Annotated in this window: 30 protein-coding genes; 14 read left to right on the top strand and 16 right to left on the bottom strand. The window is 42.8% G+C overall.

All coding sequences use genetic code 11. The features are described 5' to 3' along the window. The first annotated feature begins 34 nt into the window (after positions 1–34). Genes MTTB_RS02165 through MTTB_RS02155 form a run of 3 tightly spaced genes read left to right on the top strand, consistent with a single transcriptional unit; the run spans position 35 to position 3,078 of the window. Positions 35–1,048, top strand: a complete 1,014-nt coding sequence (locus tag MTTB_RS02165) for a phosphorylating glyceraldehyde-3-phosphate dehydrogenase (protein ID WP_248564885.1) — start codon at positions 35–37, stop codon at positions 1,046–1,048. A 7-nt stretch (positions 1,049–1,055) separates the two neighbouring features. Further along, positions 1,056–1,952, top strand: coding sequence for a TIM barrel protein (locus MTTB_RS02160; RefSeq protein ID WP_248564884.1), 897 nt, complete (start codon positions 1,056–1,058; stop codon positions 1,950–1,952). 4 nt (positions 1,953–1,956) lie between these two features. Beyond that, complete coding sequence (locus MTTB_RS02155; RefSeq protein WP_248564883.1) at positions 1,957–3,078, top strand: AAA family ATPase; 1,122 nt, start codon at positions 1,957–1,959, stop codon at positions 3,076–3,078. An 81-nt stretch (positions 3,079–3,159) separates the two neighbouring features. On the opposite strand, the gene hemA is transcribed toward MTTB_RS02155, so the two are convergent. The 15 genes from hemA to MTTB_RS02080 all read right to left on the bottom strand — a co-directional run bounded on the left by hemA (position 3,160) and on the right by MTTB_RS02080 (position 15,324). Next, positions 3,160–4,338 carry a glutamyl-tRNA reductase gene (gene hemA / locus MTTB_RS02150; RefSeq protein ID WP_248565247.1) on the bottom strand — a complete coding sequence of 393 codons (1,179 nt, stop codon included), beginning with the start codon at positions 4,336–4,338 and terminating at the stop codon, positions 3,160–3,162. Continuing rightward, on the bottom strand, positions 4,339–4,965 hold the full coding sequence (locus tag MTTB_RS02145) for a precorrin-2 dehydrogenase/sirohydrochlorin ferrochelatase family protein (RefSeq protein WP_248564882.1): 627 nt from the start codon (positions 4,963–4,965) through the stop codon (positions 4,339–4,341). Between the two features lie 3 nt (positions 4,966–4,968). Further along, positions 4,969–5,448, bottom strand: coding sequence for a methanogenesis marker 9 domain-containing protein (locus MTTB_RS02140; protein ID WP_248564881.1), 480 nt, complete (start codon positions 5,446–5,448; stop codon positions 4,969–4,971). A gap of 33 nt (positions 5,449–5,481) precedes the next feature. Next, entirely contained in the window at positions 5,482–7,077 is a 1,596-nt protein-coding gene (gene atwA, locus MTTB_RS02135) for a methyl coenzyme M reductase system, component A2 (RefSeq protein ID WP_248564880.1), read from the bottom strand. Between the two features lie 104 nt (positions 7,078–7,181). Then, positions 7,182–7,919: an MJ0144 family RNA dihydrouridine synthase-like protein gene (locus MTTB_RS02130; RefSeq protein WP_248564879.1), complete on the bottom strand. Its 738-nt coding sequence runs from the start codon at positions 7,917–7,919 to the stop codon at positions 7,182–7,184. Positions 7,920–7,922: 3 nt separating this feature from the next. Continuing rightward, complete coding sequence (locus MTTB_RS02125; protein WP_248564878.1) at positions 7,923–8,675, bottom strand: GTP cyclohydrolase III; 753 nt, start codon at positions 8,673–8,675, stop codon at positions 7,923–7,925. After that, positions 8,672–9,577 carry a 2-phospho-L-lactate transferase gene (gene cofD, locus MTTB_RS02120; RefSeq protein WP_248564877.1) on the bottom strand — a complete coding sequence of 302 codons (906 nt, stop codon included), beginning with the start codon at positions 9,575–9,577 and terminating at the stop codon, positions 8,672–8,674. Before cofD ends, MTTB_RS02125 begins: the two co-directional genes overlap by 4 nt. A 14-nt stretch (positions 9,578–9,591) precedes the next feature. Next, positions 9,592–10,356: a coenzyme F420-0:L-glutamate ligase gene (locus MTTB_RS02115; protein ID WP_248565246.1), complete on the bottom strand. Its 765-nt coding sequence runs from the start codon at positions 10,354–10,356 to the stop codon at positions 9,592–9,594. 19 nt (positions 10,357–10,375) lie between these two features. After that, the gene (locus MTTB_RS02110; RefSeq protein ID WP_248564876.1) at positions 10,376–10,981 is read right to left on the bottom strand and encodes an IMP cyclohydrolase; all 606 of its coding nucleotides are present in this window, start codon (positions 10,979–10,981) and stop codon (positions 10,376–10,378) included. 15 nt (positions 10,982–10,996) lie between these two features. Further along, entirely contained in the window at positions 10,997–11,395 is a 399-nt protein-coding gene (locus tag MTTB_RS02105) for an ExbD/TolR family protein (RefSeq protein ID WP_248564875.1), read from the bottom strand. Positions 11,396–11,411: 16 nt separating this feature from the next. Further along, a complete protein-coding gene (locus MTTB_RS02100) occupies positions 11,412–12,251 on the bottom strand; it encodes a MotA/TolQ/ExbB proton channel family protein (RefSeq protein WP_248564874.1) in 840 nt (279 codons plus the stop codon). 3 nt (positions 12,252–12,254) lie between these two features. Further along, on the bottom strand, positions 12,255–12,884 hold the full coding sequence (gene rnhB, locus MTTB_RS02095; protein WP_248564873.1) for a ribonuclease HII: 630 nt from the start codon (positions 12,882–12,884) through the stop codon (positions 12,255–12,257). Positions 12,885–12,896: 12 nt separating this feature from the next. Next, positions 12,897–13,967: a rod shape-determining protein gene (locus MTTB_RS02090; protein ID WP_248564872.1), complete on the bottom strand. Its 1,071-nt coding sequence runs from the start codon at positions 13,965–13,967 to the stop codon at positions 12,897–12,899. 1 nt (position 13,968) lies between these two features. After that, complete coding sequence (locus MTTB_RS02085; protein ID WP_345894010.1) at positions 13,969–14,604, bottom strand: hypothetical protein; 636 nt, start codon at positions 14,602–14,604, stop codon at positions 13,969–13,971. A 570-nt stretch (positions 14,605–15,174) separates the two neighbouring features. After that, the gene (locus tag MTTB_RS02080; protein ID WP_248564871.1) at positions 15,175–15,324 is read right to left on the bottom strand and encodes a hypothetical protein; all 150 of its coding nucleotides are present in this window, start codon (positions 15,322–15,324) and stop codon (positions 15,175–15,177) included. Positions 15,325–16,144: 820 nt separating this feature from the next. Between MTTB_RS02080 and MTTB_RS02075 the strand changes: the two genes are divergently transcribed. The 11 genes from MTTB_RS02075 to sucC all read left to right on the top strand — a co-directional run bounded on the left by MTTB_RS02075 (position 16,145) and on the right by sucC (position 25,126). Continuing rightward, on the top strand, positions 16,145–16,843 hold the full coding sequence (locus MTTB_RS02075; RefSeq protein WP_248564870.1) for an archaetidylserine decarboxylase: 699 nt from the start codon (positions 16,145–16,147) through the stop codon (positions 16,841–16,843). Beyond that, on the top strand, positions 16,830–17,510 hold the full coding sequence (locus tag MTTB_RS02070) for an archaetidylserine synthase (protein ID WP_248564869.1): 681 nt from the start codon (positions 16,830–16,832) through the stop codon (positions 17,508–17,510). The genes MTTB_RS02075 and MTTB_RS02070 overlap by 14 nt, the downstream gene beginning before the upstream one ends. After that, positions 17,507–18,805, top strand: a complete 1,299-nt coding sequence (locus MTTB_RS02065) for a DUF515 domain-containing protein (protein WP_248564868.1) — start codon at positions 17,507–17,509, stop codon at positions 18,803–18,805. The genes MTTB_RS02070 and MTTB_RS02065 overlap by 4 nt, the downstream gene beginning before the upstream one ends. Positions 18,806–19,001: 196 nt before the next feature. After that, positions 19,002–19,772 carry a hypothetical protein gene (locus tag MTTB_RS02060; RefSeq protein ID WP_248564867.1) on the top strand — a complete coding sequence of 257 codons (771 nt, stop codon included), beginning with the start codon at positions 19,002–19,004 and terminating at the stop codon, positions 19,770–19,772. Between the two features lie 34 nt (positions 19,773–19,806). Further along, on the top strand, positions 19,807–20,544 hold the full coding sequence (locus MTTB_RS02055; RefSeq protein WP_248564866.1) for a sortase domain-containing protein: 738 nt from the start codon (positions 19,807–19,809) through the stop codon (positions 20,542–20,544). Continuing rightward, entirely contained in the window at positions 20,541–20,906 is a 366-nt protein-coding gene (locus tag MTTB_RS02050) for a dihydroneopterin aldolase family protein (protein ID WP_248564865.1), read from the top strand. Before MTTB_RS02055 ends, MTTB_RS02050 begins: the two co-directional genes overlap by 4 nt. A gap of 362 nt (positions 20,907–21,268) precedes the next feature. After that, the gene (locus MTTB_RS02045) at positions 21,269–21,472 is read left to right on the top strand and encodes a 4Fe-4S dicluster domain-containing protein (protein ID WP_248564864.1); all 204 of its coding nucleotides are present in this window, start codon (positions 21,269–21,271) and stop codon (positions 21,470–21,472) included. Beyond that, positions 21,465–22,592 (top strand): 2-oxoacid:acceptor oxidoreductase subunit alpha, encoded by a 1,128-nt coding sequence (locus MTTB_RS02040; protein WP_248564863.1) that lies wholly within the window; start codon positions 21,465–21,467, stop codon positions 22,590–22,592. Before MTTB_RS02045 ends, MTTB_RS02040 begins: the two co-directional genes overlap by 8 nt. Positions 22,593–22,599: 7 nt before the next feature. After that, positions 22,600–23,457 (top strand): 2-oxoacid:ferredoxin oxidoreductase subunit beta, encoded by an 858-nt coding sequence (locus MTTB_RS02035; RefSeq protein WP_248565244.1) that lies wholly within the window; start codon positions 22,600–22,602, stop codon positions 23,455–23,457. A 5-nt stretch (positions 23,458–23,462) separates the two neighbouring features. Then, entirely contained in the window at positions 23,463–24,026 is a 564-nt protein-coding gene (locus tag MTTB_RS02030; RefSeq protein ID WP_248564862.1) for a 2-oxoacid:ferredoxin oxidoreductase subunit gamma, read from the top strand. After that, positions 24,023–25,126, top strand: coding sequence for an ADP-forming succinate--CoA ligase subunit beta (gene sucC, locus MTTB_RS02025; protein WP_248564861.1), 1,104 nt, complete (start codon positions 24,023–24,025; stop codon positions 25,124–25,126). The genes MTTB_RS02030 and sucC overlap by 4 nt, the downstream gene beginning before the upstream one ends. On the opposite strand, the gene MTTB_RS02020 is transcribed toward sucC, so the two are convergent. After that, positions 25,121–26,206: a hypothetical protein gene (locus tag MTTB_RS02020; RefSeq protein ID WP_248564860.1), complete on the bottom strand. Its 1,086-nt coding sequence runs from the start codon at positions 26,204–26,206 to the stop codon at positions 25,121–25,123. The genes sucC and MTTB_RS02020 overlap by 6 nt on opposite strands. Positions 26,207–26,216: the final 10 nt, after the last annotated feature.

Raw genomic sequence — 26,216 nt, 5'->3', positions numbered from 1 at the left:
CAATATTAATATGGGGGTGGGGGAGGTTATAAAGATGGTTTCTGTAGCTATAAACGGATATGGGACCATAGGCAAAAGGGTGGCGGATGCAGTAGCCGCCCAAAAGGATATGAAGATAGTGGGTGTGAGCAAGACAAAACCTGACTTCGAGGCTAGAATGGCCCTCAAAAAAGGCTATGACCTATATATAAGCATACCTGAAAGGGAAAAACTCTTCCAGGAAGCCGGGATCGAAATCAGCGGGACAGTCGAAGACATGATAGAAGAGGCGGACATAATAGTGGACGCCACACCAGAGGGCATAGGCGCTAAAAACCTTAAAATGTACAGGGAAAAGGGTGTGAAGGCGATATTCCAAGGAGGAGAAAAACACGAGGACATAGGATTATCCTTCAACTCCTTCACAAACTATGAAGACTCTCTAGGAGCAGATTATACAAGGGTGGTCTCATGTAACACCACAGGCCTTTGCCGCACACTAAAACCCATTGACGACCTCGCTGGTATAAAAAAGGTTAGAGCCGTTATGGTGAGAAGAGCAGCAGACCCACCCCAGGTAAAAAAGGGTCCGGTTAACGCTATCGTGCCAAACCCGCCAACAGTACCATCACACCACGGCCCAGACCTCAGAACAGTCATGTATGGTATCAATATTAATACAGTGGCCCTACTAGTCCCCACAACCCTAATGCACCAACATAATATCATGGTGGAACTTGAAGACCCTGTTGACATAGAAGAAATAAAAGAAGAACTTGACAAGACATCTAGGGTTATGCTTGTGAAGGCGGGTGAAGGCCTCGCATCCACAGCAGAGATAATGGAATATGCAAGGGAGTTAGGCCGTCCACGCAACGACCTCTATGAAATTCCTGTATGGGAAGAATCCCTGAACATAGTGGATGGTGAACTATATTATATGCAAGCCGTCCACCAGGAGGCCGATGCTGTACCAGAAAGCGTAGATGCGATAAGAGCCCTGCTAGAACTTGAAGAAGATAATAAGAGGTCTATAGAAAAGACGAATAAGGCTATGGGGATCCTTTGAAGAGTCGATGATCAACATGATAAGGTTAGGCCCAGCAGGTAACCCTGTAGATTATAAGGGGGAATCCAGTAAAGTCTGCAGTTATATAAGGGCCATGAACCTTGATGCCTATGAGTACCAGGCCACCTATGGTGTCAGGGTAAGTGAAAGGATCGCCAAGGGGATTAAGGAAGATTCTAGGGAGAATGATATCCTCGTGTCCATCCATGCACCCTATTATATTAATCTTTCCTCTCCCAAGGATGATGTGCGTGAAAGATCCATTGAGAGGTTAATCCAGGCTGCAAGGGCCGGGGAGTGGATGGGAGCCTATAGGATAGTATTCCACCCCGGCTTCTATTCTGGTCAAAGTAAAGAAAGGGCCCTTAAAGTTTGTGAAGAATCCATAGGCCGGCTTTTAGAGGAGATAGAAGCATATAATATCCAAGGTTTCTGTTTCGCCCCGGAGACTACTGGTAGAAGATCCCAGCTTGGGAGCCTATCCGAGATTATTGAGATCTGCCAATCGTTCGATAATTTCGAGCCAACAATAGACTTCGCCCACATATATGCCAGGAGGAGGGGAGCGCCCAGGACGGTTGAAGATTATATGAATATACTTGACCTGTTAGAGGATAACCTGGATATCAAACATTTACATTGCCATTACACTAGGATAGAATATACGGATAAGGGGGAGAAGAAACATCACAGCCTAGACGAGAAGGAGTATGGACCCCCATTAGAGCCTATACTTTATGCTCTCATCGAAAAAGGTTGGGATTATACGATAATCTGTGAGACTCCCCAGAGAGATCTTGACGCCCTCAAAATTAAAGAGACCCTAGGGGTCTATCACATGGGAAAATATAATATACTAGTAGTTCCCTTACCTTTTATCAAGGAAAAATTTTATTCTCGGTGATGCGGTGAAATTTAGTAATATCGTCCATGACTCACAGACCACAGATAAAAAAACCCCCACTAGAGTGGTGAAACCAGAGAAAAAAGCGAAACTAGTGGTACTTCAACCAGTCGGATACCCCTTCGTTTGTAGTCTTATTGAAACGCCTAAAATAGAGGTTATCAATAATGAACTTTTTGAATTATATGCGAGGGAACAATGGGAGGGGTTCATGGTAACTGAAGGCTCATACCTATTTGACCAGAGACTATTACCAGATTATGCGTTCAAGATTATAAGAGCCTACCCAGATAATTCAAAGATCAACAGGAACACATCCATAGTATTAATAGAAACAAAGAACGTCGAGGATTTCCATGAAGTCCAAAGTAACATTAGAATGGATGATGTTATAGGACAAGAGCATGCAAAGATGAAATGTAAGATCATAATGAAGTATCTTAAAGATCCGGAAAACTTCAAGGAATGGGCTCCAAGGAACGTATTATTCTATGGCACTCCAGGGACGGGTAAAACGATGCTGGCAAAGTCACTTGCCAATGAACTGGACGTCCCGTTATACCTTATAAAGGCAACAAGTCTCATAGGAGACCATGTAGGGGATGGTGCCCGTCAAATCCATGAATTATATGAGCTCGCCTCAAAGACAGCCCCATCAGTTATATTCATAGATGAAATAGATGCAATAGGATTGGACAGAAAGTACCAGTCTATAAGGGGTGATGTATCAGAGATTGTGAACGCCCTCCTCACAGAAATGGATGGTATAAACGAAAATCATGGGGTAGTCACAATAGGAGCCACCAACAACCCTTCATTATTAGACAATGCTCTCAGAAGCCGGTTCGAGGAAGAGATAGAATTCACACTCCCAACAGAGGATGAGAGAAGGGAGATGATAAAAAGGTATGCTGAGACCATGCCACTTGAAATAGAATATCCCCTAGAAAAACTAGTGAAATTAACAGAGGGCATGTCAGGAAGAGACATAAAAGAGAAGATATTAAAGAATGCTCTACACCAGGCCATAGCTGAAGACTCAGATACTATAACAGAGAAGCATATAGAAAACGTATTCAAGGATAACAATAAAAAGGCCAGGGAGCCGAAACACATGTTCGCATAAGAGCAGACCATCGAGTTTCTTCTTCTCTTTTTTTGTATGGGGGGCCAGTTGTATAATATCGAGAAGACTCTGGGTAAAATGTTAGTTGAATAGTCTTTCACAGGCTTTTATAAGTTCTTTGTCGTCGTCTTCGGCGGCTTCACGCAACCTTGATAGTATATCATGGAATATCTTATTTACTATGGACCTTGTAAGATCCTCTATTATCTTTTCTTCGCCTTCTCCTTTGCCCAGCATCTTTATTGCCTTTTTTGTTTCTCTTACTCTGATTTCTTCCATGTTTTTGCGTATCTTTGAAATTAGGGGTTCTATTCTCTTATATTTAAGTGAGTTGACTAGTAGTTCTAGTTCTTCTTCTATGATCTGCTCTGCTTTCTCGGCTTCTTTTTCGCGTTTTCTGCGATTTTTTTCCGCTATACCCCTTAGGTCGTCGATGTTGAATAGTCTTATCCCTAGTTCTTTGACTTTTTCTTCTATGTCCCGTGGGTTTGCTATGTCTATCATTGTAACTTTGTCGCGTCTTTCTACTGGTATGGCTTTTTTCACTCTTTCATGGGTGAGTATGTAGTGTGGGGCTGCTGTTGCACTTATAACCACATCCGCATCTGAGAGTGCCCTGTCTAATTTGTCGAATTGGATTGCGTATCCTCCAAGTTCCTCTGCGAGTTTAACCGCCCTGTCATATGTTCTGTTGGCGACTACTATGGCTTTTAATTGTTTCTCTGCTAGGGCTCTTGCAACTAGTGCGCCCATTTCCCCCGCTCCGATGACGAGGACTTTTTTACATTTTAGGTCTCCTTGTACGGATTCTGCGAGTTCTACGGCGGCGGAGCCTATGGAGATTGATCCTTTGTTTATTTGGGTTTTGTTACGGATTAGTTGGCCTACGTGCACGGCCTTGTTGAAGATCATGTCGAGGATGGGACCACATGATCCCCTTTTTAGTGCGGCTATCCTGGCTTCTTTTATTTGGCCCAGTATCTGGTCTTCGCCTATTATCATTGATTCTAATCCTGCTGCTAACCTTAGGAGGTGTTTGAGTGCGTTTTGGCCTTTTTCTGTGATTATGTTTGGGTGGTTTATGTTCTGTGGGGGTGCTTTGACTACTAGGTAGTGTTCTATCCTGTTACATGTTTTGATGGGGATGTGCTCTTTTGTATCCTCTTTTAGTTCATCTAAGATTTTTTCGAGTATTTTATCTGCTTTTTCTATCCCTTTAATGTCTGCTATTTTATGGTCGACTCTAATATTCAGTATCAGCTAGGATACCCCCACATGCTCTAGGAGGGAGTCTACATATTTTTTAGCCCCCTCCAGGTTCCTATTTTTTAGGTGGGCTTGGATTTTATCGTCTTTGCTTAGATTGTAGAGTATTCTGCGTCTTGTTTTTTGATCTTGGATGGTCTTTTTAAGTTTGCGACGTGCATAATCTTGTAATCTTATCTGGAGGATGTCATCTTCGGTTATAAGGTTTTTTATCTTGTCTCGTATGACACGGGCCATTATCGGACTTTTACCATGGGTTGATATTGCTATCTCCACGTCATCAGTTGAGAATGTGATTGGGACGATCAGATTCCCGTCTTGGGGTTTGTCGGCTCTGTTTAGGAGTTTGCCTGATGCGAGGGATGCTGCTTTTTCGTTTAGTGTGGGGTCTCCACTCGCGGTTACGATGATGTCCGCCCATTTGATCAGTTTTTCCATTTCCTCTAATGGTTTGTATATGATGCCAATCTTCTTGAGATGGGGTTGTATGTTATCTCCACAGATCGTTACTTTGGCTCCGGCTTCTCGGAACCTTATAGCCCTCCTAGTGGCCACTTCCCCCGAACCTAATATGAATACTTTTTTGCCATCCAGTTTGAAGAATAAGGGTGTCCATGGCATTTTTCATCCCTGTTCGAGGGTTTTCATTCTGAGTATTTTCATGGCTGTTCTAAGGTCGTTTTTGGCTTGTATTAGGGCTTTTCTCGCATCATCCATGGGTACGTTGAAGGCTTCTGCGAGGGCTTTTATGTCCCTTTTATCGATTATCTCGGCTCTTCCAACTAGTTTTTTGGCTAGTTCTTTCTTGAGTTCCATGTATTCGTCGACTGTCATGTTTATTCTTTTCATGACCATGTCCCTGAAGGGGCAGGGTTTGGATGGTTTACAGCACCAGACTAGGGACCCGAAACAGGTGCCTTCGCCTTCACCTAGTCTGGTCTTCTTGGCGAATTCTTCTTTTATTGCTATGTATTCTTCAGGTGTTAACCCTGCATCCTCTAGGGCATATAGTATGGGGCATGGTTTGATTGGGGGACAGCAGAATGCTAGTGCTCTTTTGTCTCCGCCTCTGCAAACGTGTGAAGGTGCATCGTCCCATCCCAAGGGCAATCCTCCTAATAGAATAAGGGGAGTGTATTATTCTTCTGTTAACATTTTCTCTTTTTCTGGTGGTGTGAGTTCTGTGACTATCTCTTTTGGATCTCCTGTCTTGATTATTTTACCGGCCCTCATTAGGGATGCTCTATCGCATACGTCTAGTACGAAATCCATGTCGTGTGATATTACTAGGAATGTCTGGTTTAGTTCTTCTCTTGCCCTTATTATGGAATCTGCAACATGCACCCTTGTTATGGGGTCCATTGTACCTGTGGGTTCATCTAGTATGACTATCTTGGGTTCTCTGATCAGTACCTGGGCTAGCGCGACTCTGTGGCGTTCACCACCACTTAATTCATCTGGGAATTTTTCTAGTAAGCTTTCGGCGTAGGATTCGTCGAATCCCACAGCCTTTAAGACATAGACTGCTTTCATTTTAGCGAATTCCGCGGGTAATTCTAAACTTATGGCCTCTGTGAGGTTGCCTAGAACTGTCCTGTGAGGGTATAGGCTGTATTCTTGGTGTAATATGCCAAGGTATGGTGTTACTCTTCCACGGCCGAGGGGTCCTTTCTCTGTCATGTCGATCCAATCGTCTCCGAGTCTGACGCATACTTCTCCGCTGCTGGGTTCTGTTAGTCCGAAGAGTATCCTTGATAGGGTTGTTTTGCCTGCGCCGCTTAGGCCCACTACACCGAATATTTCACCTTCGTATACTGTTAGGTCTACGCCGTCAACTGCTTTCACTACTCCGCGTTCTATGGAGTAATAGTGTTTTTTAACATTTCGCATGATTATGAGTGGCTCTGCAACTTCATATTCCTTAACTCTTTCGGGGGCGGGTACTTGTTCCATGAATTTGGCCACTATATCCTCTGGGTCTCCTTCTTCGACTATTTCTCCTTTGTCAATCCATATTAGGTGATCTGAGAGGTCTTTTATGACCTCTGGCCAGTGTGATGTTATGACCATTGTTATGCCTTTTTCCTTCACGCCTTTGATGAGGGCGTCGTGTACGAGTTCTGCTGTTTTAGGGTCGAGTGTCCCTGTGGGTTCATCTGCTAGGAAGACCATGGGGTCCTTTGCAAGTTGTCTTGCGAGGACAACTCTCTGTTTTTCACCCCCACTAAGGTCCCTGGCGACGTGGGTTACCCTGTGGGTCATCTGGGTCATCTCTAGTAGTTCGAGGGCTTTGTAGATTTTTTCTTCGTAGTCGCCTTCTGGTATTGCTCTTGTTATGTTTTCGATTACGGTGTCGTCTTCGTATAATGCGAAGGTTCTCTGTAGCATTATTGCGCTTCGTCTTCTGATGGCGTTGAATGTTTTCTTGTCGGTGTTCCAAAAGTCAATATCTTTTAATTCTAGTGTGGCGCCACATTTACATTTTTCACCTTCATATGATGGGGGTTCGACGTGTAGACATTCTGGGCAGATTGCAACGGTGTATATGATCCTTCCTTTATTTGGTTTATATTCTTTCATGCCACGGAGCATGTTAATGAGCACTGATTTCCCAGCACCACTTCTACCTAGAATACCGAGCACCGTGCCTTCCTCTATCTTTATACTAAGATTTTTAATGGCGTCTATTCCCTTGAAGGTTTTAGTAACATTTTCTAGTGTTATAAAAGCCATGAAATCACCCTTTTTCATGTGGATCGGATAGGTAAATATGATAACCTAAATTATATTAAATATTAAACTTTATATTAAAAGTTTCTAGGATCCAATTTTTTTGGTCATAATAATGATAGGTTAAATGGTAATTTTCCGTTCATAGCGGCCCTTGCAATGGATATACCATCTGCACCCGCTTTTAACATTCTCCTAGCAGACTCTAAATCCCTTATGGAATTATTACCTATCAAAGCAGCTCTTTCTATCATTTTACTCACCCTATTTACTAATTTAAGATCTGCAGAATTAAAACCTGGTTTCATAGCATCTAAATGGATATAATCTACTCCACTCTCATCTAAAACCTTGGCGACCTTTGATTCATCAACTCCTGGTATGTTACCCCTTATCTTAACTGAAACTTTTGAATTCGATCTTCTCACAACTTCTCTTGTGAAATCTTCCAATCTTTCAAGGTCCATTAAGAGTGTCTGGCCGCAGCCAATACTTGTAAGTTCCATCTGGCGGCAATGGGCGTTTATCTCCACAACATCGACTTCTTTTATTCTTGAAATTTCTATAATTGGATCGGGTGAGACGGCCCTTAAATTGACAGATACCATAACATTTGCCTTGTCTTTTATTAGGGAAGCTTCCTCTTGGATTATGGATGGTAATTCATCAGCGCTAAAATCGAATTCTAATCTTCCCCTTTCTATTATCTTCTTGGCGGCCATTACTGTTGGTTTATCGGCGTTATAGCCGCCTAGGGTGACCATGTTAAAACCATATGGGATGAGTTTGAGGCAGAATCTTGCATTGGAAATACCTGCCATGGGGGCTAATACTTTAAGGATCATTGATCATTCCTTCATGAGATGTACTAGATCGTAGGTGAAACCGCCTCTTATCTCTTCAAGTGCAAGGTCTGCTAAATTAGCTGCCTTTTCGGCTGTTGGAGCTTTACCTATACCCGCTTTTAATGCGATGTTTATTTCGTCTTTTATCTCATTTATGATCTTGAGCAATCCTTCTGGTGCTAGGCCGTTACAGGGGGACATGAAATTGTCTCCGCCTATAAAAAATAGTAGCGATCCTTTTTTGATTAATTTCTTCATTAAAAAGTGTTGTACTCGATTAACCACGAAGGATGTGTCATAGGCTGGCATGGTATCGGTGAGTGTTTCTGTTATCCCATTGATGTCGATGTGGGCTATTTGTACAAAACCTTCATCATCGGCTAAAGCGTCGATTGCAAGCACTTCTTTCCTGTCCTCGGATTGTGCGCCACCATGACTCTGGAGGGCCCTTGTAGCTTTCCTCTGCGCATCATAGGGTGTCTGTGCTGTTCCAACCCCCATACTCACGGTTATCGGGTATCTGTTACCTATGGACTCTTGTATTCTTAGATGGTCTTCCATGTCCATGCCGTTACTTATGGCGAGCATGTTATCGAATCTCATGAAAAAAACTAGTCCTTGTTTTGCGGCGAATTGTCTTTGGAGGTCAGCGTAAAGTTCGGCTTGTAATATTTGGAGGTCTGATTCTCGTCTGGGGGTGGGGGTTACAGTCCATGGTCCATAATTATCTATTTGGATTAAGGTCATTTGAATCATACTATTTCACCTAAAATTATTCTAGCCAACCGTATTTTGTCTTTGAGATTTTCCATCTTGGTGTTTGTTATCGTAACCTCTTTTATTAGTTTTTCTATTTTTTCCTCTAAATGGGAATCCTTTTCATCAATGACAAATTTGTCTAAAAAGTCTGCATAAATTTGGCAAACCCCCATAGAAGACACCTCGTAGCCTAAAGCTTCCATGAATTTCGCGGCGGGGCCGCTGAATGGCATTCCCCCGGCAATGGGGGATACGGCGGTTACGGAAACTTGCTCCAAGGCTTTTTTAACACCTTTTGTTGAGATTATTGGGCCAATGGAAGTCACTGGATTAGATGGTCCTATGATAACCATCTCTGAATCCTTTATAGCCTCTATAACACCAGGTGCTGGCCTGACAATATTATAGTGTATGTCGAACACTTCTGGTTCGGATTTTTCTTTGATGAGGAATTGGTGGAAGCTCATCGGCCCCTTCTCCGTGAATATTTTTATTTCTGAGGGCTCGTCACTCATTGGTATTACCTTTGATCTTATACCGAGGCTCTTCCTTTGGATATCTACAGCTTCTGAGAGACTATGATCTTCTAATAGTAGTGTTTTCTGGATTTTGAATGCACGGTCTTTGTCGCCTATCCTTAGAAGTTCTGGGCATCCCAGTTTTTTTAACATTTCATGTGTGATGAATGTATCATCCTTTATACCGTACCAGGTGTCCTCGTTTATAATATCTGCTAGAGTGTAGAGGACTGTGTCAATGTCGGGTGTGACATATAAGCCTGAGAAATAGTCATCTTCCACCGTATTAACTATTACAGTGATCTGGGATGGGTTGATAATCTCTTTCATCCCCTGGAGGAGCTTAGGAGTCCCCGTACCCCCAGATAATACAGTTATCATTTAAGTCTCCCCATTTAACGGAAAACATCCAATTCCTTTGGCCTTAGGAGGTCTTTGGATGTGCCTTCAGCCTTGAGATGGTTATGTGGATAGCCTTTTATTATGACGATTGGTATTCCTTCGTTTGCTTGCCCCATTACCATGGAGGCTGCTGATGCTATCTCATCGGCAACTGCAATCTTTGTTGTTTTCAGGCTCTTACCATAGAGGTCTGTTTCCCCCCTCCTATCCCAGATTGGGCTCATGCCCGAAACGCCCACAGCAACCCCTACAGCACCTTCCCTGAAAGGACGTCCCTGGGTATCGGCTATTATAACAATTATATCCTTCCCTAATTTGTCAATTAATGAGGATCTTATGTTTTCTGCTGTGGCATCCGGATCCTCTGGTAGGGGCGTTGCCATCCCCTCTTCAACATTTGATTCATCTATACCAGCATTTGCGCATATAAAACCATGTTTTGTCTCCGAGATTATGAAATCGTGTCCAACTTTTATTATATCCTTTGATTCTCTTAATATTGCCTCAACTAACCTCGGGTCTTTACCTGTCTGCTCGGCTAATCTTTTAGCCGCTGGTGTGGGTTTTATCCCTTTAAGGTTTATTTTATTCCCTTCGGCCTTGGATACTATGGTCTCTGCGATAACAATAATATCTCCATCTTCGATCTTTTTATCTTCCCTCTTGGAGGCTTCAATAATGATATTTGCTAGATCGTCACCCTCTTTTATAAGGGGGATTGTGGAAAGTCCTATGATTTTTATCTCCAATTGGGGCACCTTAATGTTATATGATTGGTTAAATTGTGCTAAGTTCCCATTCAACTGTCCTTTTAAAAGCCGCTGCCGCGGTTACTGGGTGTGTGAACTTGGAGAATTCTCCCCCACCCATTATATGGGCGGCTGCTTCATCCGCATTCTCCGCCTCGAATTTGACTTTTCGGGGTGTTATATGCTCATATGTGGATATGTAATATGCGCTCCCACTTGGCACTCTCTGTACTTGGATGTTATGGGATGTTACTATCCCTATATAGCCTTCACCATCATCTTTTATGGCTGCTGCTATCCTTGGGGTGTTGAGTTCATCCTTTTCATAGTCCATTGTAAGTAGGGATAATGTTATAGCATCTTTCATGTTCATGCCCAGGTTTATCTTATCAGCTATCACATCTGTATGTGAACCATTGGATACTATTGCTGTGTCCCCTACTATCCTTATGCAATTGTATGCGATATAAGGGTTCTTGAAGACATCGGTTTCATGACCTTCTTTGGGGATGATGGCGATTCTGTCCTCGAATTTTTTAGCAATCCTATTGGGGAATGATCTGCTCGACACCCTATAAGCGGCGAATACACCATCTTCGCTGCTTCCAACAGCTAATATTCTACCAAGATACATTATTTATCACCTTTACTAGGCTGGACTCTTAACGGCTTTATCCACCGGGAAACCTGGTGGTGTTTGTATGATTATGAGACCCTCCCTTGGTCTTATTGTTATTTCACCCTCGTCTAATACGCGTGTGTGGACTGCGATTGCACTATTTTTTATGTACTCTGATTTGTCCACGTTATTAACTATAACCTTTTTCAAGCCGGCGACGGGGATTAGATAATATTCTGAGGGGCCTAAAGTCTCTCCAGGTTCGGGTTTGCCAGAGGATGAGGATGTTCCTTCGTTGATTCCTTGAAAGCTGCTCGTTACAACGAGGAAGATGAGTAAGGTGAATAATATGTCTATAAATGGGACGAGGTTGAAGCGTGGATTAGCCCTTCTAATCTTCCTTTTATATCTTTCAACGTCAATGGGCAATATTATTCCACCGATTTTATTGTTTTAGTCTGCTTTCTATTATATCTGCGCTCTTGTTACATTTTTCGAGTATTATGTTGTTTATACTCTTTTCTAGCATGCTGGGTTTGAAGGCTACTTGCATGTTTGCTTCGGGTTCGTTGATGAGTTTCACGTTAACTATGCCCTCTGATTCTCTGAGGGCTTCCATCACGGCTTCGAGGTTTCCTTCTACTTTGATTTTCATAACCGCGTAATTCCAGTTCGTCATCTTTTTTATAAGTTCTATTTTATCTATTTCGGCTTCTATTTTGCTTGTTAGGTATGAGTAGAATGGTAGTAGTAGTATTGCGACTGTGAGCCCGGCTATGGTCGTGATAAGGGCTATGTAGATTCCTTGTGCCATTGAGGTGGGGTCTGCGTTAACTCCAAGGACCTTGAATGTGTGCCATATTCCTATGACTGTGCCTATAAGACCTAGGAGTGGTGTGATTTCGATTATTGTCTTGAGGGTGCCGAGGCCGCGGGTCATGTTACTCATTTCGACGATGAAAACTCTTTCCATGGCATCTTCGACTTCTGCTTTGTTCCTGTAGCCTATTTTAAGGGCTTCTGAGATTATCTTGGAGATTGGGTTTTGGTATTGTCCTATGGCTCTGAGGGCTTCTAGGGCTCCTCCTTTTTCCATGGAATCGTTGACGATCCCTATGATCTCCGGGGTGCTGATACGTGATATTTTGCGGAGATAATACATTTTTTCTATGGAGAGGGCTAGTCCATATATTCCTATGATTGCGATGGCGTATGTGATTATACCCCCGCTTCTGAACATTTCTAGTATTGTTGTGATGGAATTTATTATTGGTTCTGTGATCATCTTTTAGAAGCCCCCACTTTTTTGCATGTTTTTTATTGTGGCCCATGATTTTCTTATGAAGTCTGGTAGTCTTTTTGTGTCTAGTTTGGATAGGAATTTTTTTGTGAGGGGGTCGTTGGGGTATCCTGAGCCGAATTCTATTTTATATTCCTTTTTTATTTTTTCTATTTCTTGTTCTCTTTGATCTTTGGCTATTATGGATGCTGCTGAGACTATTGGATATTTTGTGTCGGCACCGTGTTCTGCTTTGATGCTTATTTTATATTTTATCAGTTTTTTTATTTCTTTTTCGAATCGTTGGGGTTTTATGTCGACTGAGTCTATTATTGCATGGTCTGGCCGGGCTTTATTGATGATATCTGCCATGGCTCTTTTTTCTATTTCGTTGAGGTTCACACCCTCTTGGCGTAGTTTGTCTATGGTTGGAGCGTCTATTCTTGTTATATAATATTTGCTGATTTTTTTTATCTTTTTGGCGAGGTATGTGCGTTTTCTTGGTGTGAGTTTTTTGGAGTCTTTAACTTGGAGTTTTTCGAGGATTTTTATTTTTTCTTTTGGTAGCATGACCCCTGCTATGATTAGGGGTCCTATCACGGGTCCTCTGCCTGCTTCGTCGATTCCGAGTATTTTCATTGGATCAGCTAATTATTTCATGGCTTTTAGTCTTACTTCTGGTTCTAGTGCTCTTGGTTCGGCTGCGACGATGGCTGCGCCCTTGGCCACTACGGTCATGGGGTCTTCTGATACTTTGGCTGGTATGCCCACTTCTTCGTAGATTCTTTCTTTAAGTCCTCTTAGGAGGGATGTGCCCCCGACTAGTATTGTCCTATTGTATACTCCTGATATGAGTTCGGGTGATAATCTTTCAAGGACTTTTGAGAGGGCGTCTATTACCTTTGTGATGACGGGTTCTGCCGCGTCAGCGACCAGTTTTGAATCTATTTCAACCTCTTTTGGCTTGTTTGTTTCCATGCATTTTCCTATTACTGTGGTTTTCTCGTTTTCAATTTCTGTTTTTGAGTGGACCATGCCAACTTCGATTTTGGCCTTTTCGGCTTCGTGTAGTCCTATTTCGACGTTGTGTTTTTCTTTAACTAGTTCTACTATGTTTTCATCTATGTCGTCGCCACCGACTCGTACTGTTTCAATGTCTGTTATCCCCCCGAGTGATATGACGACAATGTCGCTTGATCCTGCGCCGATGTCAATTACCATGGTACCTGAGGCTTCTGCTATTGGTAATCCTGCGCCTATTGCCGCTGCGAGGCCCTCGCTTATAACTAGGACGTATTTTACACCTGCTCTCTTGCCGATTTCTTCAACTGCATTCCTTTCAACTTCTGATGCGTTACCTGGGATGCCTATAACTATCCTGTCGATCTCTGATATGTCACCTGCACTCATTTCTATTGCGTGGATTATAAGCGCTTCTGCTTGTGCCACGCTCTCCACAACACCCTTTCTAAGTGGTCTGACAGCCACTATATCTTCTGGTGTTCTGCCTAGCATTTTTTTCGCTTCTTCACCTACTGCTAGGACATAGGATGGGTCGTCCTTTTTCACAGCGACTACTGATGGTATTTTATAAATGTCAAATTTATCCCCTGATGGCTTGGCTATCACGGTATTCAGAGTCCCTAGGTCTATACCAAGGGTGTTTGTGACCGTTTTGCTCTCCGTTTTTTCTCCTTTTTCCTTTTTTCTAAATGAAAACATTTTAATCCTCCTTTAGAATGTCTTTGAAGTCCACAATAAATATATTATTGTGGGCTGAGATTTCTTTTATCTTTTCAGCGTCGTCTTCCTTGGAGACTGATATTAGTAGTGTTGTTAAGACAACATCTGTAACTTTAAATAATGGGTCAATAATATCCTTTATAAACTTTGGCAATTTTTCAGTTAAATAAACATCTGCTTCTATAAAACCTGTTGTTTTATCCTCAAGGATTAACTTGAGGTTGGCTTTCTTCTTTTCTGCTTCGCCGACAAATTTTTTGATCAGGTTCTCTGGTGCTACGAGAAGTAGGAGGTGGGGTTCGTTTTTAACATAATATGGTGCTATCTTTAAAAATGCTCCACCATTCTCTTTGCATATTATTGATAGATCTCGTATCTTGGCCTCATCACCATAAAGCATCATCAAATCAAATTTTTTCCTGACAAACGCCTCTTTAACCGATACATGTTCTCTGAAGAGTATTTTAACCTTATCCTTTGATGCTATGGCCTCATAGGCTACGCTGTTAATCGTATCCTCGTTACCCGCAGCGACACACCATATCTTTCCTGAACTGGTGCTTGATACTTGCGCTGCTTGTCGAAGAGCCTTGATCTTGCTTTCTATCATTATCATCACATCACAACTGATCTAGAGAAGCTGCGAACTACCCCCTAGCTATCGGATGGGGATTTCCTGCTTCAATGATGAAGCCTTACTGGTATACTATAGGGTTTCCTCATGGGCCTGGGAACTGTCCCAGCCCCGTATATTTATAACTTTTTTCCATGGCTTATATTATTTTTCGGCTTCCATCTCCCTGGGGGCTTCCGCTGATAAACTTAGACTATTATGGGGTGTAGAGATTAATATCTAACAGACTTTATATATATTTTTATCAGTTCCAGAGGATTCGTCAAAATCTTTTGGGGATGATTATCAAAAGGCTTTTTTCTGATCTAGGATGTCTATTCTAGGGTTTATCCGCGAGTTGCACCCTTTTCTCGTTTTTCATTGACCGCTTAGCATCCCCTTGGGGGGTTATTTTTTTTGAAGATGTCTTCCAGTTATACTTGTTTGTTCGCTGGATATAATCTTCTAGGAGCACAGAGAATGTTTAGGGTAATGAATCGGGTAACCGCGGATAATACACCGGGATAAATTTTAATATTCCTTAGAATCCGATTGATAACCTTTCTGAGGTCATTAATGGATTGTTGGATAAACTGGGGATAGTTTCAATGCTTTTCTCCCCATTATAATTTCTCCTATTCTGATGTTTGGGTTTTTCTTTGTCCTATCCCCCACTTTTGATGGTGAAACATGGGGGCTCCTGTATCCCTTTTTTTTAACCATCTTATGCACCAACTGCGGAGAATAGTCCCTGCTATGTGTTAATGTTCTCATCCTACGATCTCTATCCTGTTTAACTTTTTCGGCGGGAACCCCCTGGGGGATGAAAGCCGAAAAACATTTTATAGTTATGAGATACATAGGTTGATAGACATGCGATATGCTCTCCAGTATCACTATATTTGTATGTTGGGGGAGCAAAGAGTGCTCGGTTACAAGTTTCGTCTTTACCCGTCTAAAACTATTGAAACTTACTTGAACACTTTGATCTTTGCAGGTGGCTCTACAACCGCCCACTCCAAGAACAAGGCTAAAACAGAAGGCCGAGAACTAACCCCGTGTGATACGCAAAAACTGATAGTATGGGGAGAATCTTGAACTTAAGAAAGTTTACAGTAAAGTCTTGCAAATGGTAAACCGTCAACTCTGGAACAACATCAGGGCCCTCTCCAGTTGAAAAAGAATGGTAAAAAAGTGGGAAGATTACGCTACAAAGGAAAATAGTACCCATAAATTATAATCAATCAGGGTCCGCGCTTGAAGGAAACAAGTTAATCCTCTCTAAAATCGGGGCAGTGAGCATCAAAATACACAGACAAATCAAGGGAAAGATAAAAAGAGTAATAATAAAGCGAGAAAGCCCTGGAAAGTGGTTTGATATCCTCGAATCGGGGCTGGGACGGTCCTTTGAGCCTGTGGAGACGAGACCTCTACTCAGCATCCCTGCTTTAGCTGGGCAAGTCTCATCGGTGAAGCAGGAAGCCCCTCCCATCGGGGAGGGGTAGTTCACCAGTGACGTTCCAGAAAAAAGACTGGTGATCTGATGTTTGTGAAAGGGGTCTTGAAAAAACTTGGCATACTTTTAACATTTTCCATTATCCTCTTTCTCTTGGGATATTATATTATAACATTTTTCATCCTATCATTTTTGGCCTTTATAATACAATTTTTCAGGGACCCGCAGCGGAAAACGCCAAACTCTAAGGGTATAATAGTGGCTGCCGCTGATGGGAGGATCTTATCCGGTAAGATAGATAGGATAGAAGTTATAGACTCCTCTTATCCTCTATTGGATAAGATCACAGATGATGATGAGGCCATTCTTATAAGCACGTTCATGTCCCCTTTTGATGTGCATGTTAACAGGGCCCCCATCACAGGTAGGATCATTCACACCAGCTATTATCCTGGGAAATTTAAAATAGCGAAGGGTAAAATTTTAACAGAAAATGAGAAAAATTTAATGGTCATCGAAGGAGAATATGGTAGGGTGGGGGTCATTCAGATAGCAGGTTTTATAGCTAGGAGGATAATCCAGTATGTGAATGTGGGTGAAAGAGTGAAAATTGGCACTCGGATAGGTATGATCCGTTTCGGGTCGCGAGTAGATCTTATAATACCCAAGGATTGTGAGATTCTAGTTGATATCGGATCAAAGCCCAAGGCGGGGGAGACAATAGTAGCAAGATTCCCCTCTACCATAGAAAAGGAAAAGAGGTTTATAGGCGATGAGAGGATATGAATATGGGATACGATATTATATAGGGGTTCCCGACCTGTTTTCGATTATAAACGCTTCTCTCGGATTCTTATCAATAATAATGATATTAGAGGGTGGCATGAGGGTTGCTTGTCAGTTAATGTTATTGGCGGTTATTTTTGATTCCGTTGATGGGTGGATTGCCCGTAGAATAAAAAGAAGAGATGAAGGTTTCGGGAGGAATGTTGATTCCCTCTCAGATATTATCTCCTTTGGTTTGGCCCCGGCACTCTTCATATATTCTACAACAACTTTTCGATACATTAATATAGGGGTTAGTCTCCTAATAATGACATGTGGGATATTAAGGCTTTCAAGATTCAATGTAGTTGCGAATGTAAAAAAAGATGCCTTCATTGGCTTACCAATACCAGTAATGGCGGTCGTTGTTTCCTCACTGTACCTTAGTGGTATTTTCAATGAACACATCATCCTGATAATATCAACTATCATATCATTTATGATGATAAGTTCCATAGAATATCCGAAGATTAACGCAAAAAACGGGGCGATAGTAGTTATACTATTGATACTCACCATACTTACAGGGCCAAAACTTAAGATATTCGCCACAGCACTCCTCCTCCTAGTCATGGCCTACATATTAATCCCATTTATCATAAAAGGGTTAAAAAGGGATATAAGATGATAGATAAAATAAAAGGGGATAATAATAAGCCCCCAGATCTTCGAAAAAGGAGAGACGACAAAGATGTCATGAAAAGAGTGAAGGGGCTCGTGGACAAGCTTACAGGCGCCAGGAAGAAACCAGAGAAAAAACCAGAGAAAAGGTCCATGCCAAGACCGCGCCTAAGAGTAGGGAAAAAGGAAGAAAAACCTAGATTAAAGCTGCCCAAGAGGCCTCCAGAGAGAAAACCCGGTTTAACACCACCACCAAAAAAGCCTCCTAGTAGGGGTATACGTCCAAAGATTCCGGAAGAAGATCAACGCACCCTTGTAGGAGCCATGGTCTTTGGTATAATAATAATAATTATTGTTGCAAGCGGATATTATTTTCTCGTATATCAACCATACCAGGAAACGCTCCAGGCTGCTAAAGGTCAGAAATTGGCTGAAGTGGATGCATACTTTAAGGGGCCGCTTGCTACAGACCCGCAAAAGCAGGCGATCCTCGCCGAGATAGACAGCGGACAGACACCAGAGGAAGTATTGGCAGTTGATGTGATCGGACCTGCAACTAAATCCTGGCGCAGATACCATACCCAGGAGATCAACACTAAAAAGGATAGATTCAATAGGGTCATGATCGTGTATAATACCACAGAGAATGGGAACCAGTCAGCGTCGAAGAGGGTTATAATGAGGGCGTCTGATGCGCAGAAAATAGTGAATGAGGCGGATGCAACGGTACTCGCTAATATGATGGTCCAAACTCCTGATACTGTTGCAGTTCCCATTATGATATCAAGATTACAGGCTGCTGGTGGACTTATAGGTGTCGGTAGCATGGTGGACGTATACCTTAACGTAAACCAGACGGGTAACAATACTACTACCTCCCAGGAGACCACGCCTAGGATAAGTGGGGCTACAGTACTCGCGATCCTCAGGGCGAAGGATAGTGGTTCTGTTGATGCCAGTATCTTAAGGTCACAGAATATTTCCGTGAATACCATGAGCTCTGGGATGTCTATGGAGAGGAAGTCAGCTACTGATGTTGAACAGCTTCTCAGGGCAGCTGCGGCGGGTGGTTTGAGCGAAGAGGATATCAGGGCGATTCTACAGAATTATGGTATAAGATTATCTGATTATGAGAGGGCTGCGAACCTTGGGGAACTTGACGCCACCTACCTTGTAATATTAGAGGTGCCGAGGGATGATGTGCCATTCCTGATACAGAACATGAACAATATAATATTGACTGTCCCGACACAGAACGCGCCTGAATGGATGATCCGCGAATTGCATCGAATTTACGGATAAAAAAGGATAATAATATTTGGGGGTTTTAAATGAGTAGATTAGGATACATATTAGTTGGATTAATTACAATTTTTTTATTTTCGACGCTCGCCGCGCCTGAAACCAACTTCGCACAACAAAACAAAACAGGTGGGGAAACTTGGGTTAACCATACCAAAGCAAGTTTAAAATGGACAGCCTCTGGGTGGTCATAACCGTGACAATTAAGAACAAGGCCGATAGGCCTTATTATTTCAAGATAGGGCAAGCATACCATGACCATCTTGATGATACGATAAAATGGATTATTGATTGGACTGATCCACCAGCAGTTAAAATGGCCAAATCAAGATTCCCAGAACTTGGCGGAGACTATGGATGGGAAATAGACCCGGGACAGACAAGGACGGTCTCATTCAAACTAAAGGCGGTTGGCCCCTTTGGTGACGAACTTTCTTATATTACTCGAGCTGGTGAAGACCAAACTTATTATTGGCCTCTTGTGAGTGAACCAGGCCTTGACACTTCATGGTTTTTGCCTAATGAGCTTGAAACGTTAAACCCTGATCTTAAGATCGTGAAGTGGACTGGGAAATTTGGGTTCAGCCTTTATAATGTTGATAATGAGCCGGTTTATGGTATAGTACGGGCACCTATTGTACCATCAAATTCAAAACTTACATACAGTGATCCGAAGGCTACATTTATTGACTATGAGTCGGTTCCAGGGGCCAATGTGGCAGCATGGGATGTTGCAATACCCGGAAGAAGTTACTCAAATTTTGTATACACTTATGAGTGGCCTGCAGGAGCTGGTGAAGGTTACAGTTATTATGGCACGCCCCTTAAGTCCAATTTTAGCGCTGCTGCTGGTGAGTATGCTGGTAACAGGACGGTCCCTGGTAGGGAGACCGGGGCTCCTTGGGGGCCATTGTTAATAGGTGCTCTTGTTACAGTGGCTGCTATAGCATATACAAGATTACATTAAAATTTCCCCCATTATTTCAATTTTGGTGAGGCTATTGCGGGTATCAACATTTTTGGTAATAGTTGGCATGTTCATATTGTCCCTTTATGCTCTTATAGAGGTGAGTTTTTATGCTTCTGAGGTTAACATAAAACAGGAGGAGCCTAATGTACCTATTGTAGAGATTCCTTCTATTAATCTCACCAAAGAGGTTAATAATAAGTCTGTTTTTTATGGGGTTTATCATGAGCCGATGTCTTTTAAGCCCGGGAATGGTACGGTCATCCTTTTTGGTCATAGGACCATGTATGGGTCCCCGTTTTACAAATTGGATAAATTGAAGAAGGGTGATAAGGTTTATCTAAATTGGCCAGGGATTGGTTTGGCAGAGTATACTGTGAACAGGTCTTTTATTGTTCCCGCTTCGTATCAGATATCAATATTTCAGGGGGATAAGTTGTTTCTTATAACCTGTCATCCTATCGGTTCTATGAGTGAAAGATTGATAGTGGAATGCGATCTTGTTAAGATTCGCCCATTCCAGAAGAATTTGAAGGTTGAGAATCCTAAGAAGTATTATGCGCTCATTATTATCGGCGCTTTCTTTGGTGGGGGGCTCCTGGTTACTAGAATTTACCCTGTGAGGGAAAAGAGGAGGTTCATACTCATGGCCACGGTAGCTTTAACCCTCTTTCTCCTTTTTGGTTATTTTTTCCCAACACCGCCAGAGTTTATAGCTGAGAAGCTTGAAGAATTAAATAATATAATGGGATTCTGTGGGGGGTATCTATGAGTAGTTTAGATGAATATTTTAAGTGTCTTTCTGATAGGGAGAGGGCTATTTTTGAGGGTGCTATAAGTATGGGTGCTCTTTTCCATCAATTCACAGGCACCCCAGTCAATCAGGACACCCTAGAATCGCTTAAAGCAGCTATCGAATCTTCTATAAGACTCCAACCGAGTATAGAGGATGTTAAGGTTGAAATACACCTAGATTATGACGAAAATGAGTTTGGGTATGTCTCCCTTGAGGGTAGAATGCTAGATGTTAAGATAACTTCAAGGTTCAAGAATGTTAAGGCCATTATACGGATGAAATACATTGATGAACTCAAATATCCACTCATCTATGTGGAGAGTGTGAAAGAAGAATAATAAGAGACTAATAGACTGGGAGGATTATACCACCCCCTCATAGGAGGTGTTATATCAGCCACACCCCCCACATGTGGGGTGAACTACCCCTCCCTAATGGGATGGGCTTCCTGCTTCAACGACGCTTGGTCTCCACAGGCGTGAATTCAGGTCGTCCCAAACCCTACCCATCCTCCCTACAGTTTTACAGGGCTATGGATGAGGACACCGCATCCCAACCTCCTAGTGGAGGACAAAATGTATTAAATATATAAAACTTTTCGGCTTTCATCCCCCAATACGGGGAGTTCCCGCCGGTAAAGTTAAATGTCAAATAATAATTATAAGGGTATAGGATAAAAGGGATTTTGGGAAGATGTCCTATGATACGTATAGATCCTGAACTTTGCAAAGGATGTAACATATGCATAGAGTTTTGCCCCGAGAAAGTCTATGAAGAATCTGATACATTAAATAAAAGGGGAGTTTACGTCCCAGTACCTGAACATGAGGATAGGTGTAAAAAATGCAAGATCTGTATTTTATTCTGCCCAGATCAAGCCATAGCGGTGGATGAAAATGGTTGAAGAATACTTCATACAGGGGAATCAGGCATGTGCAAGGGGGGCTATAAAAGCCGGGTGCAGATTCTTCGCCGGTTACCCCATCACCCCATCAACCGAGATAGCCGAGGAGATGGCCCTGCTCTTACCAAGAGAGGGCGGCGTTTTCATACAAATGGAGGATGAGATAGGGGCGCTAGGAGCCGTGATAGGAGCTGCCTGGAGCGGTCTAAAGGGTATGACAGCCACTTCAGGTCCTGGATTTTCACTCATGCAAGAACATATAGGCTATGCTGCCATGACAGAAACACCCCTAGTAGTTATAGATGTGCAGAGGGGTTCCCCCTCCACAGGCCAACCCACAATGGCCTCCCAGAGCGACATGATGCAAGCCCGCTGGGGATCCCATGGTGACTATGAAATCATAGCCTTAGCACCCTCATCAGTCCAAGAATGCTTCGATTTCACCATAGAAGCATTTAACCTCTCAGAAGAGTATAGGATACCCGTAATGGTGATGGCTGATGAAATCGTGGGCCACATGCGAGAAAAGATAAGAATCCCAGAAAAGGTGGAGATTATAAAGAGGAAAAGGCCCAAAGGAGATCCTGAAGAGTTCATACCATTCAGAGCAGATGCTAATGGGACAACACCAATGCCACCATTCGGTGAAGGTTACAATATCCCAGTCACAGGACTCACACACGACGAAAAAGGATACCCGGATGCTTCAAACCCCGAGGGCCATGAAAAGCTCGTGAAAAGATTATGTGACAAGATACTAAACCACCGAAAGGACATAGTTAGGGTGAAAAACTCCCACACCGAAGACTCTGAGATCATAACCATATCCTATGGAGCCCCTAGTCGCTCCGTTGCAACAGCCGTAAAGGATCTGAGAAAAAAAGGCCAAAGAGTAGGTTATATGAAGATAGACACGCCATGGCCCTTCCCAGATGATGAAGTGAGAAAAGTCGCCGAGACAGCTGATAAATTACTCGTCGTGGAAATGAACCTTGGACAGATCTTCTATGAAGTTCAAAGAGCGGCTGATGGCATGGCAGAAGTCGAACTCCTCCCAAAGTTGGGTGGAGAAATACATAACCCAGATGAGATAAAAGCCAAGATAGAATCCATGATCTAGGAGGACCCTGATGACATTGGAAAATCCATTCCTAAAATACCTGAGAAAGGATAGACTCCCACATATTTTCTGCGCAGGATGTGGGAATGGCATAGTAATGAACACATTCTTCAAAGGCATGGAACTTGCAAATATCGACTTTGAAAATATAGTCCTAGTATCTGGTATCGGTTGCTCATCAAGGATCCCAGGTTATGTGAAATGCGACTCACTACACACAACACATGGAAGGCCGATAGCATTCGCCACAGGACTCAAACTAGGAAACCCCAAACTTGACGTTGTAGTCTTCACAGGCGACGGGGACGCGGCGGCCATCGGGGGCAACCACCTCATCCATGGCGCCAGGAGAAACATAGACCTTACAGTAATCTGTATAAACAATAATATTTATGGGATGACAGGTGGCCAGATAAGTCCAACCTCCCCACGTGGAAGCTATGGTAGTACAGCACCCTATGGTGCCCTTGAAACACCCTTTGATTTGGCCGAGCTTGTGAAGGCTGCTGGGGCCAGTTATGTTGCCAGGTGGACAGCCGCACATCCATTACAACTCGCAAATTCCATTAGAAGAGGTCTTGAAAATAAAGGATTTTCTTTTATAGAAGTGTTATCACAGTGTCCAACATATTTCGGCCGTAAAAATCGTATGAGATCCCCTGTTGAGATGCTAAATTGGATGAAGGATAATAGTATAAATAGGAGGAAAGCCTTGAGGATGGAGCCAAGGGAACTGGAGGGTAAAATAATCGTGGGGGATTTTGTAAAAGAGGAGAAGGAAGAATTAACCACCATAACCTATGATCTCATCGAGGAAAAGTGTGGTGAAAGGTTCAAATCAATAAAATCAGCTTATAAGGGATGATTAGAGTGAGAAGAGAGATTAGGATCGCAGGCTTCGGGGGTCAGGGTGTGGTGCTTGCCGGGATAGTGATAGGGAAAGCCGCGAGTTTATATGATAAACTCCATGCCGTGCAAACACAATCATATGGTCCAGAGGCAAGGGGTGGCGCATCCAGATCCGAGGTAGTTATAAGTGACAATGAGATAGACTATCCAAAGGTCCGCGAACCTGACATATTCGTGGCAATGTCACATGAAGCCCTCATAACCTACCTGGATGATCTGAAAACTGGAGCCACACTCATAGTCGACCCCGACATGATCAAAGAAGAAGAGATAAAAGATTTCATCAAGAAAAAAAAGATAAAATATTATAGAGCCCCGGCTACTAGAACAGCAAAGGAGGAGATAGGCATCCCAATAGTCGCTAACATGGTGATGATAGGAGCCTTCACACGGGCCACTAGGGTGATCAGCGACCAGGCGGCTAAAAAGGCTATAGAGGATAGTGTGCCGCCCGGAACCGAGAAGAAAAACCTTGAAGCGTTCGAAGCCGGGAAAAGAATACTAGAAGTGGGGGATCCCAGATGAAGTTATATGAATATAATGCTAAGGAACTCTTCAAAAAGGAGGGCATACCCACACCAGATGGGGGTGTGGCCAACACACCCGAAGATGTTGAGAAAATAGCTAAAAGATTGGGGAAGCCAGTAGCTATAAAATCACAGATCCTCACAGGGGGCAGGGGCAAGGCTGGTGGGATAAGATTCGCTGAAAACCCGGAAAACGCCTACAAGGTGAGTGGAGAGCTTTTATCCTCCCTGATTAGGGGGGAGAAGGTGGAGAAGGTCCTTGTAGAGGAGAAGATCCCCATTGAAAAAGAATTCTATATTGGTATTATAGTTGACAGGACAATGAAAAAACCCCTTATAATGGCAAGTAGCGAAGGCGGTGTTGAAATAGAAGAACTTGCCCGCGAACATCCAGAAAAGATCATTAAATATTATGTGGATCCCCTCGGGGAATTCTTACCCTATGAGGCCAGGGAGATCGCCAGGAAAATGGGCATGGAGGGCAAACTCATAAGCCAGGTAGGTGGCATAATCTGGAGACTTTATAATCTCTTCAGAAAATATGATGCACTCCTCGCAGAGATAAATCCACTTGTCCTCTCCGGGGGCAACCTGGTTGCGGTTGATGCCAAGCTAGAAATAGATGATGATTCAATCTTCAGACACCCTGAATTCAGGGAACAGGAGGAATACGAGGCTAGTGAATTCGCCTTTGTTAAATTGGATGGTAACATAGCGGTTATAGGGAATGGTGCGGGACTCACATTAACAGCAATGGACCTTATAAAATTACAAGGTGGAGAACCCGCAACCTTCCTCGATATAGGGGGTGGCGCTTCCCCAGAAATCATAAAAAAGGCGATTGAACGTGTAATATCATATCCCAGGGTTGATGTTGTCTTCCTAAACGTGCTCGGTGGTATAACAAGAGCAGATGATGTGGCAAAGGGTGTTGTAGAAGCTCTGAAGGATGCTGAGAGGGATGTGCCCCTCGTAATAAGACTTACAGGTACGAACGAAGAGGAAGGGCAGAGAATCCTCAAAGAGGCCGGGATACCATTCGAAACATCACTTGAAAAGGCCGCTGCAAAGGCTGTTGAAATTGCAAGGAGACTATGATATCCTCCTTTTAACATTTATAGAATGTGCCATTACAAAAGCCGATAATATAATATAAGTAAGGAGTGCTGACGAGTTAAATGAACGATTAAACAAGAAAAGGCCAATGATGCTCTGCGTCAGAAAAGCTGAAAGAGAGCCGATAAGCAGGGCCTCCCTTCCAAGATATCTTCTACTCCCATTCAATCTCTTCTCTCTGTATATTCTAAGAACGTGAAGGCCTGTGATAGTTACTATGAGTACCCATGATAAGAGGAACAAGAGACCGAAATATCCAGCGTCAAAGGCTACTGCAAATATACCAGGTAGCATATAATCTATATAATCCTTTTTATAGATAAGCACGCCATAAAAGATATGATATGGTAATCCTAACTGGTGGATTAGCGTCACTGGGAGTGTTATATAACCATCAGCCCCGCCTAGACATTCTGACCTCCAATAGCAGGAGCCTACCATATGACCCCAAAATGTTGTTCTTGTAAGGACTAACTTCAAACTGGGGATAGTATAATTTTCTAGTCTGGTAATCCTGAGAAGTGGGCTTAAAACTGGCATGTCAAGTATCCTTGCTAAGGATTCCATGAGTGCGAATCCACCTATAAGGGCTGATACGAATCCCATGATGGATTTTCTTGTTATCCGCGCAGTCCTTTTGAAACTTTTTGACATTATATAATATCCTATCGCACCTCCAAGGAACCATAGAAGGAGGAATGAACGGTGCATCAAACCCCCTGCAATTGCTATGACGAAGAATAGGATGTAATTTAATGTTTTGATAGAAGTTGAACGTATACCCGCCTCTGATAAGAGATTTGACGCTGCCAGTACACTAACCCATGATAGGACTGCGAATGGGCCGAAGGGGTGTGTGAACTCCTGGTGTGTGAATAAAGGTAGAATTAATAGGAGGGTGTCGATGGAGAATAAAAGGGCGAATAATGTTGTGACAAGAGTGCCTAGAAAGAGGACTAGGCTCAGGGAAACTCCCACTAGATTGAATAAGATTATTACACCGGCATGGATTATTATGGCAACTTCTATGATGAATTGGAGGTTGTTCTTTGCTATTAACATGTTAATCTCT

The sequence above is a fragment of the Methanothermobacter tenebrarum genome (assembly GCF_023167465.1).
Classification (GTDB): domain Archaea; phylum Methanobacteriota; class Methanobacteria; order Methanobacteriales; family DSM-23052; genus Methanothermobacter_A; species Methanothermobacter_A tenebrarum.
The sequence above is the reverse complement of the archived record's forward strand: the minus strand, read 5'-3'. Positions and strand labels throughout refer to the sequence as shown.

Bases quoted from the DNA above. Each gene is read 5' to 3' on its own strand.
- MTTB_RS02125 (WP_248564878.1), bottom strand. From the start codon at position 8,675: ATGATTCAAATGACCTTAATCCAAATAGATAATTATGGACCATGGACT.
- MTTB_RS02130 (WP_248564879.1), bottom strand. From the start codon at position 7,919: ATGATCCTTAAAGTATTAGCCCCCATGGCAGGTATTTCCAATGCAAGA.
- MTTB_RS02090 (WP_248564872.1), bottom strand. From the start codon at position 13,967: ATGTTTTCATTTAGAAAAAAGGAAAAAGGAGAAAAAACGGAGAGCAAA.
- MTTB_RS02045 (WP_248564864.1), top strand. From the start codon at position 21,269: ATGATACGTATAGATCCTGAACTTTGCAAAGGATGTAACATATGCATA.
- MTTB_RS02110 (WP_248564876.1), bottom strand. From the start codon at position 10,981: ATGTATCTTGGTAGAATATTAGCTGTTGGAAGCAGCGAAGATGGTGTA.
- MTTB_RS02085 (WP_345894010.1), bottom strand. From the start codon at position 14,604: ATGATAATGATAGAAAGCAAGATCAAGGCTCTTCGACAAGCAGCGCAA.
- MTTB_RS02145 (WP_248564882.1), bottom strand. From the start codon at position 4,965: ATGCCATGGACACCCTTATTCTTCAAACTGGATGGCAAAAAAGTATTC.
- sucC (WP_248564861.1), top strand. From the start codon at position 24,023: ATGAAGTTATATGAATATAATGCTAAGGAACTCTTCAAAAAGGAGGGC.
- MTTB_RS02100 (WP_248564874.1), bottom strand. From the start codon at position 12,251: ATGATCACAGAACCAATAATAAATTCCATCACAACAATACTAGAAATG.
- cofD (WP_248564877.1), bottom strand. From the start codon at position 9,577: ATGATAACTGTATTATCTGGGGGTACGGGGACTCCTAAGCTCCTCCAG.
- rnhB (WP_248564873.1), bottom strand. From the start codon at position 12,884: ATGAAAATACTCGGAATCGACGAAGCAGGCAGAGGACCCGTGATAGGA.
- MTTB_RS02020 (WP_248564860.1), bottom strand. From the start codon at position 26,206: ATGTTAATAGCAAAGAACAACCTCCAATTCATCATAGAAGTTGCCATA.
- MTTB_RS02050 (WP_248564865.1), top strand. From the start codon at position 20,541: ATGAGTAGTTTAGATGAATATTTTAAGTGTCTTTCTGATAGGGAGAGG.
- MTTB_RS02065 (WP_248564868.1), top strand. From the start codon at position 17,507: ATGATAGATAAAATAAAAGGGGATAATAATAAGCCCCCAGATCTTCGA.
- atwA (WP_248564880.1), bottom strand. From the start codon at position 7,077: ATGGCTTTTATAACACTAGAAAATGTTACTAAAACCTTCAAGGGAATA.
- MTTB_RS02040 (WP_248564863.1), top strand. From the start codon at position 21,465: ATGGTTGAAGAATACTTCATACAGGGGAATCAGGCATGTGCAAGGGGG.
- MTTB_RS02070 (WP_248564869.1), top strand. From the start codon at position 16,830: ATGAGAGGATATGAATATGGGATACGATATTATATAGGGGTTCCCGAC.
- MTTB_RS02160 (WP_248564884.1), top strand. From the start codon at position 1,056: ATGATCAACATGATAAGGTTAGGCCCAGCAGGTAACCCTGTAGATTAT.
- MTTB_RS02165 (WP_248564885.1), top strand. From the start codon at position 35: ATGGTTTCTGTAGCTATAAACGGATATGGGACCATAGGCAAAAGGGTG.
- MTTB_RS02080 (WP_248564871.1), bottom strand. From the start codon at position 15,324: ATGGTTAAAAAAAAGGGATACAGGAGCCCCCATGTTTCACCATCAAAA.
- MTTB_RS02075 (WP_248564870.1), top strand. From the start codon at position 16,145: ATGTTTGTGAAAGGGGTCTTGAAAAAACTTGGCATACTTTTAACATTT.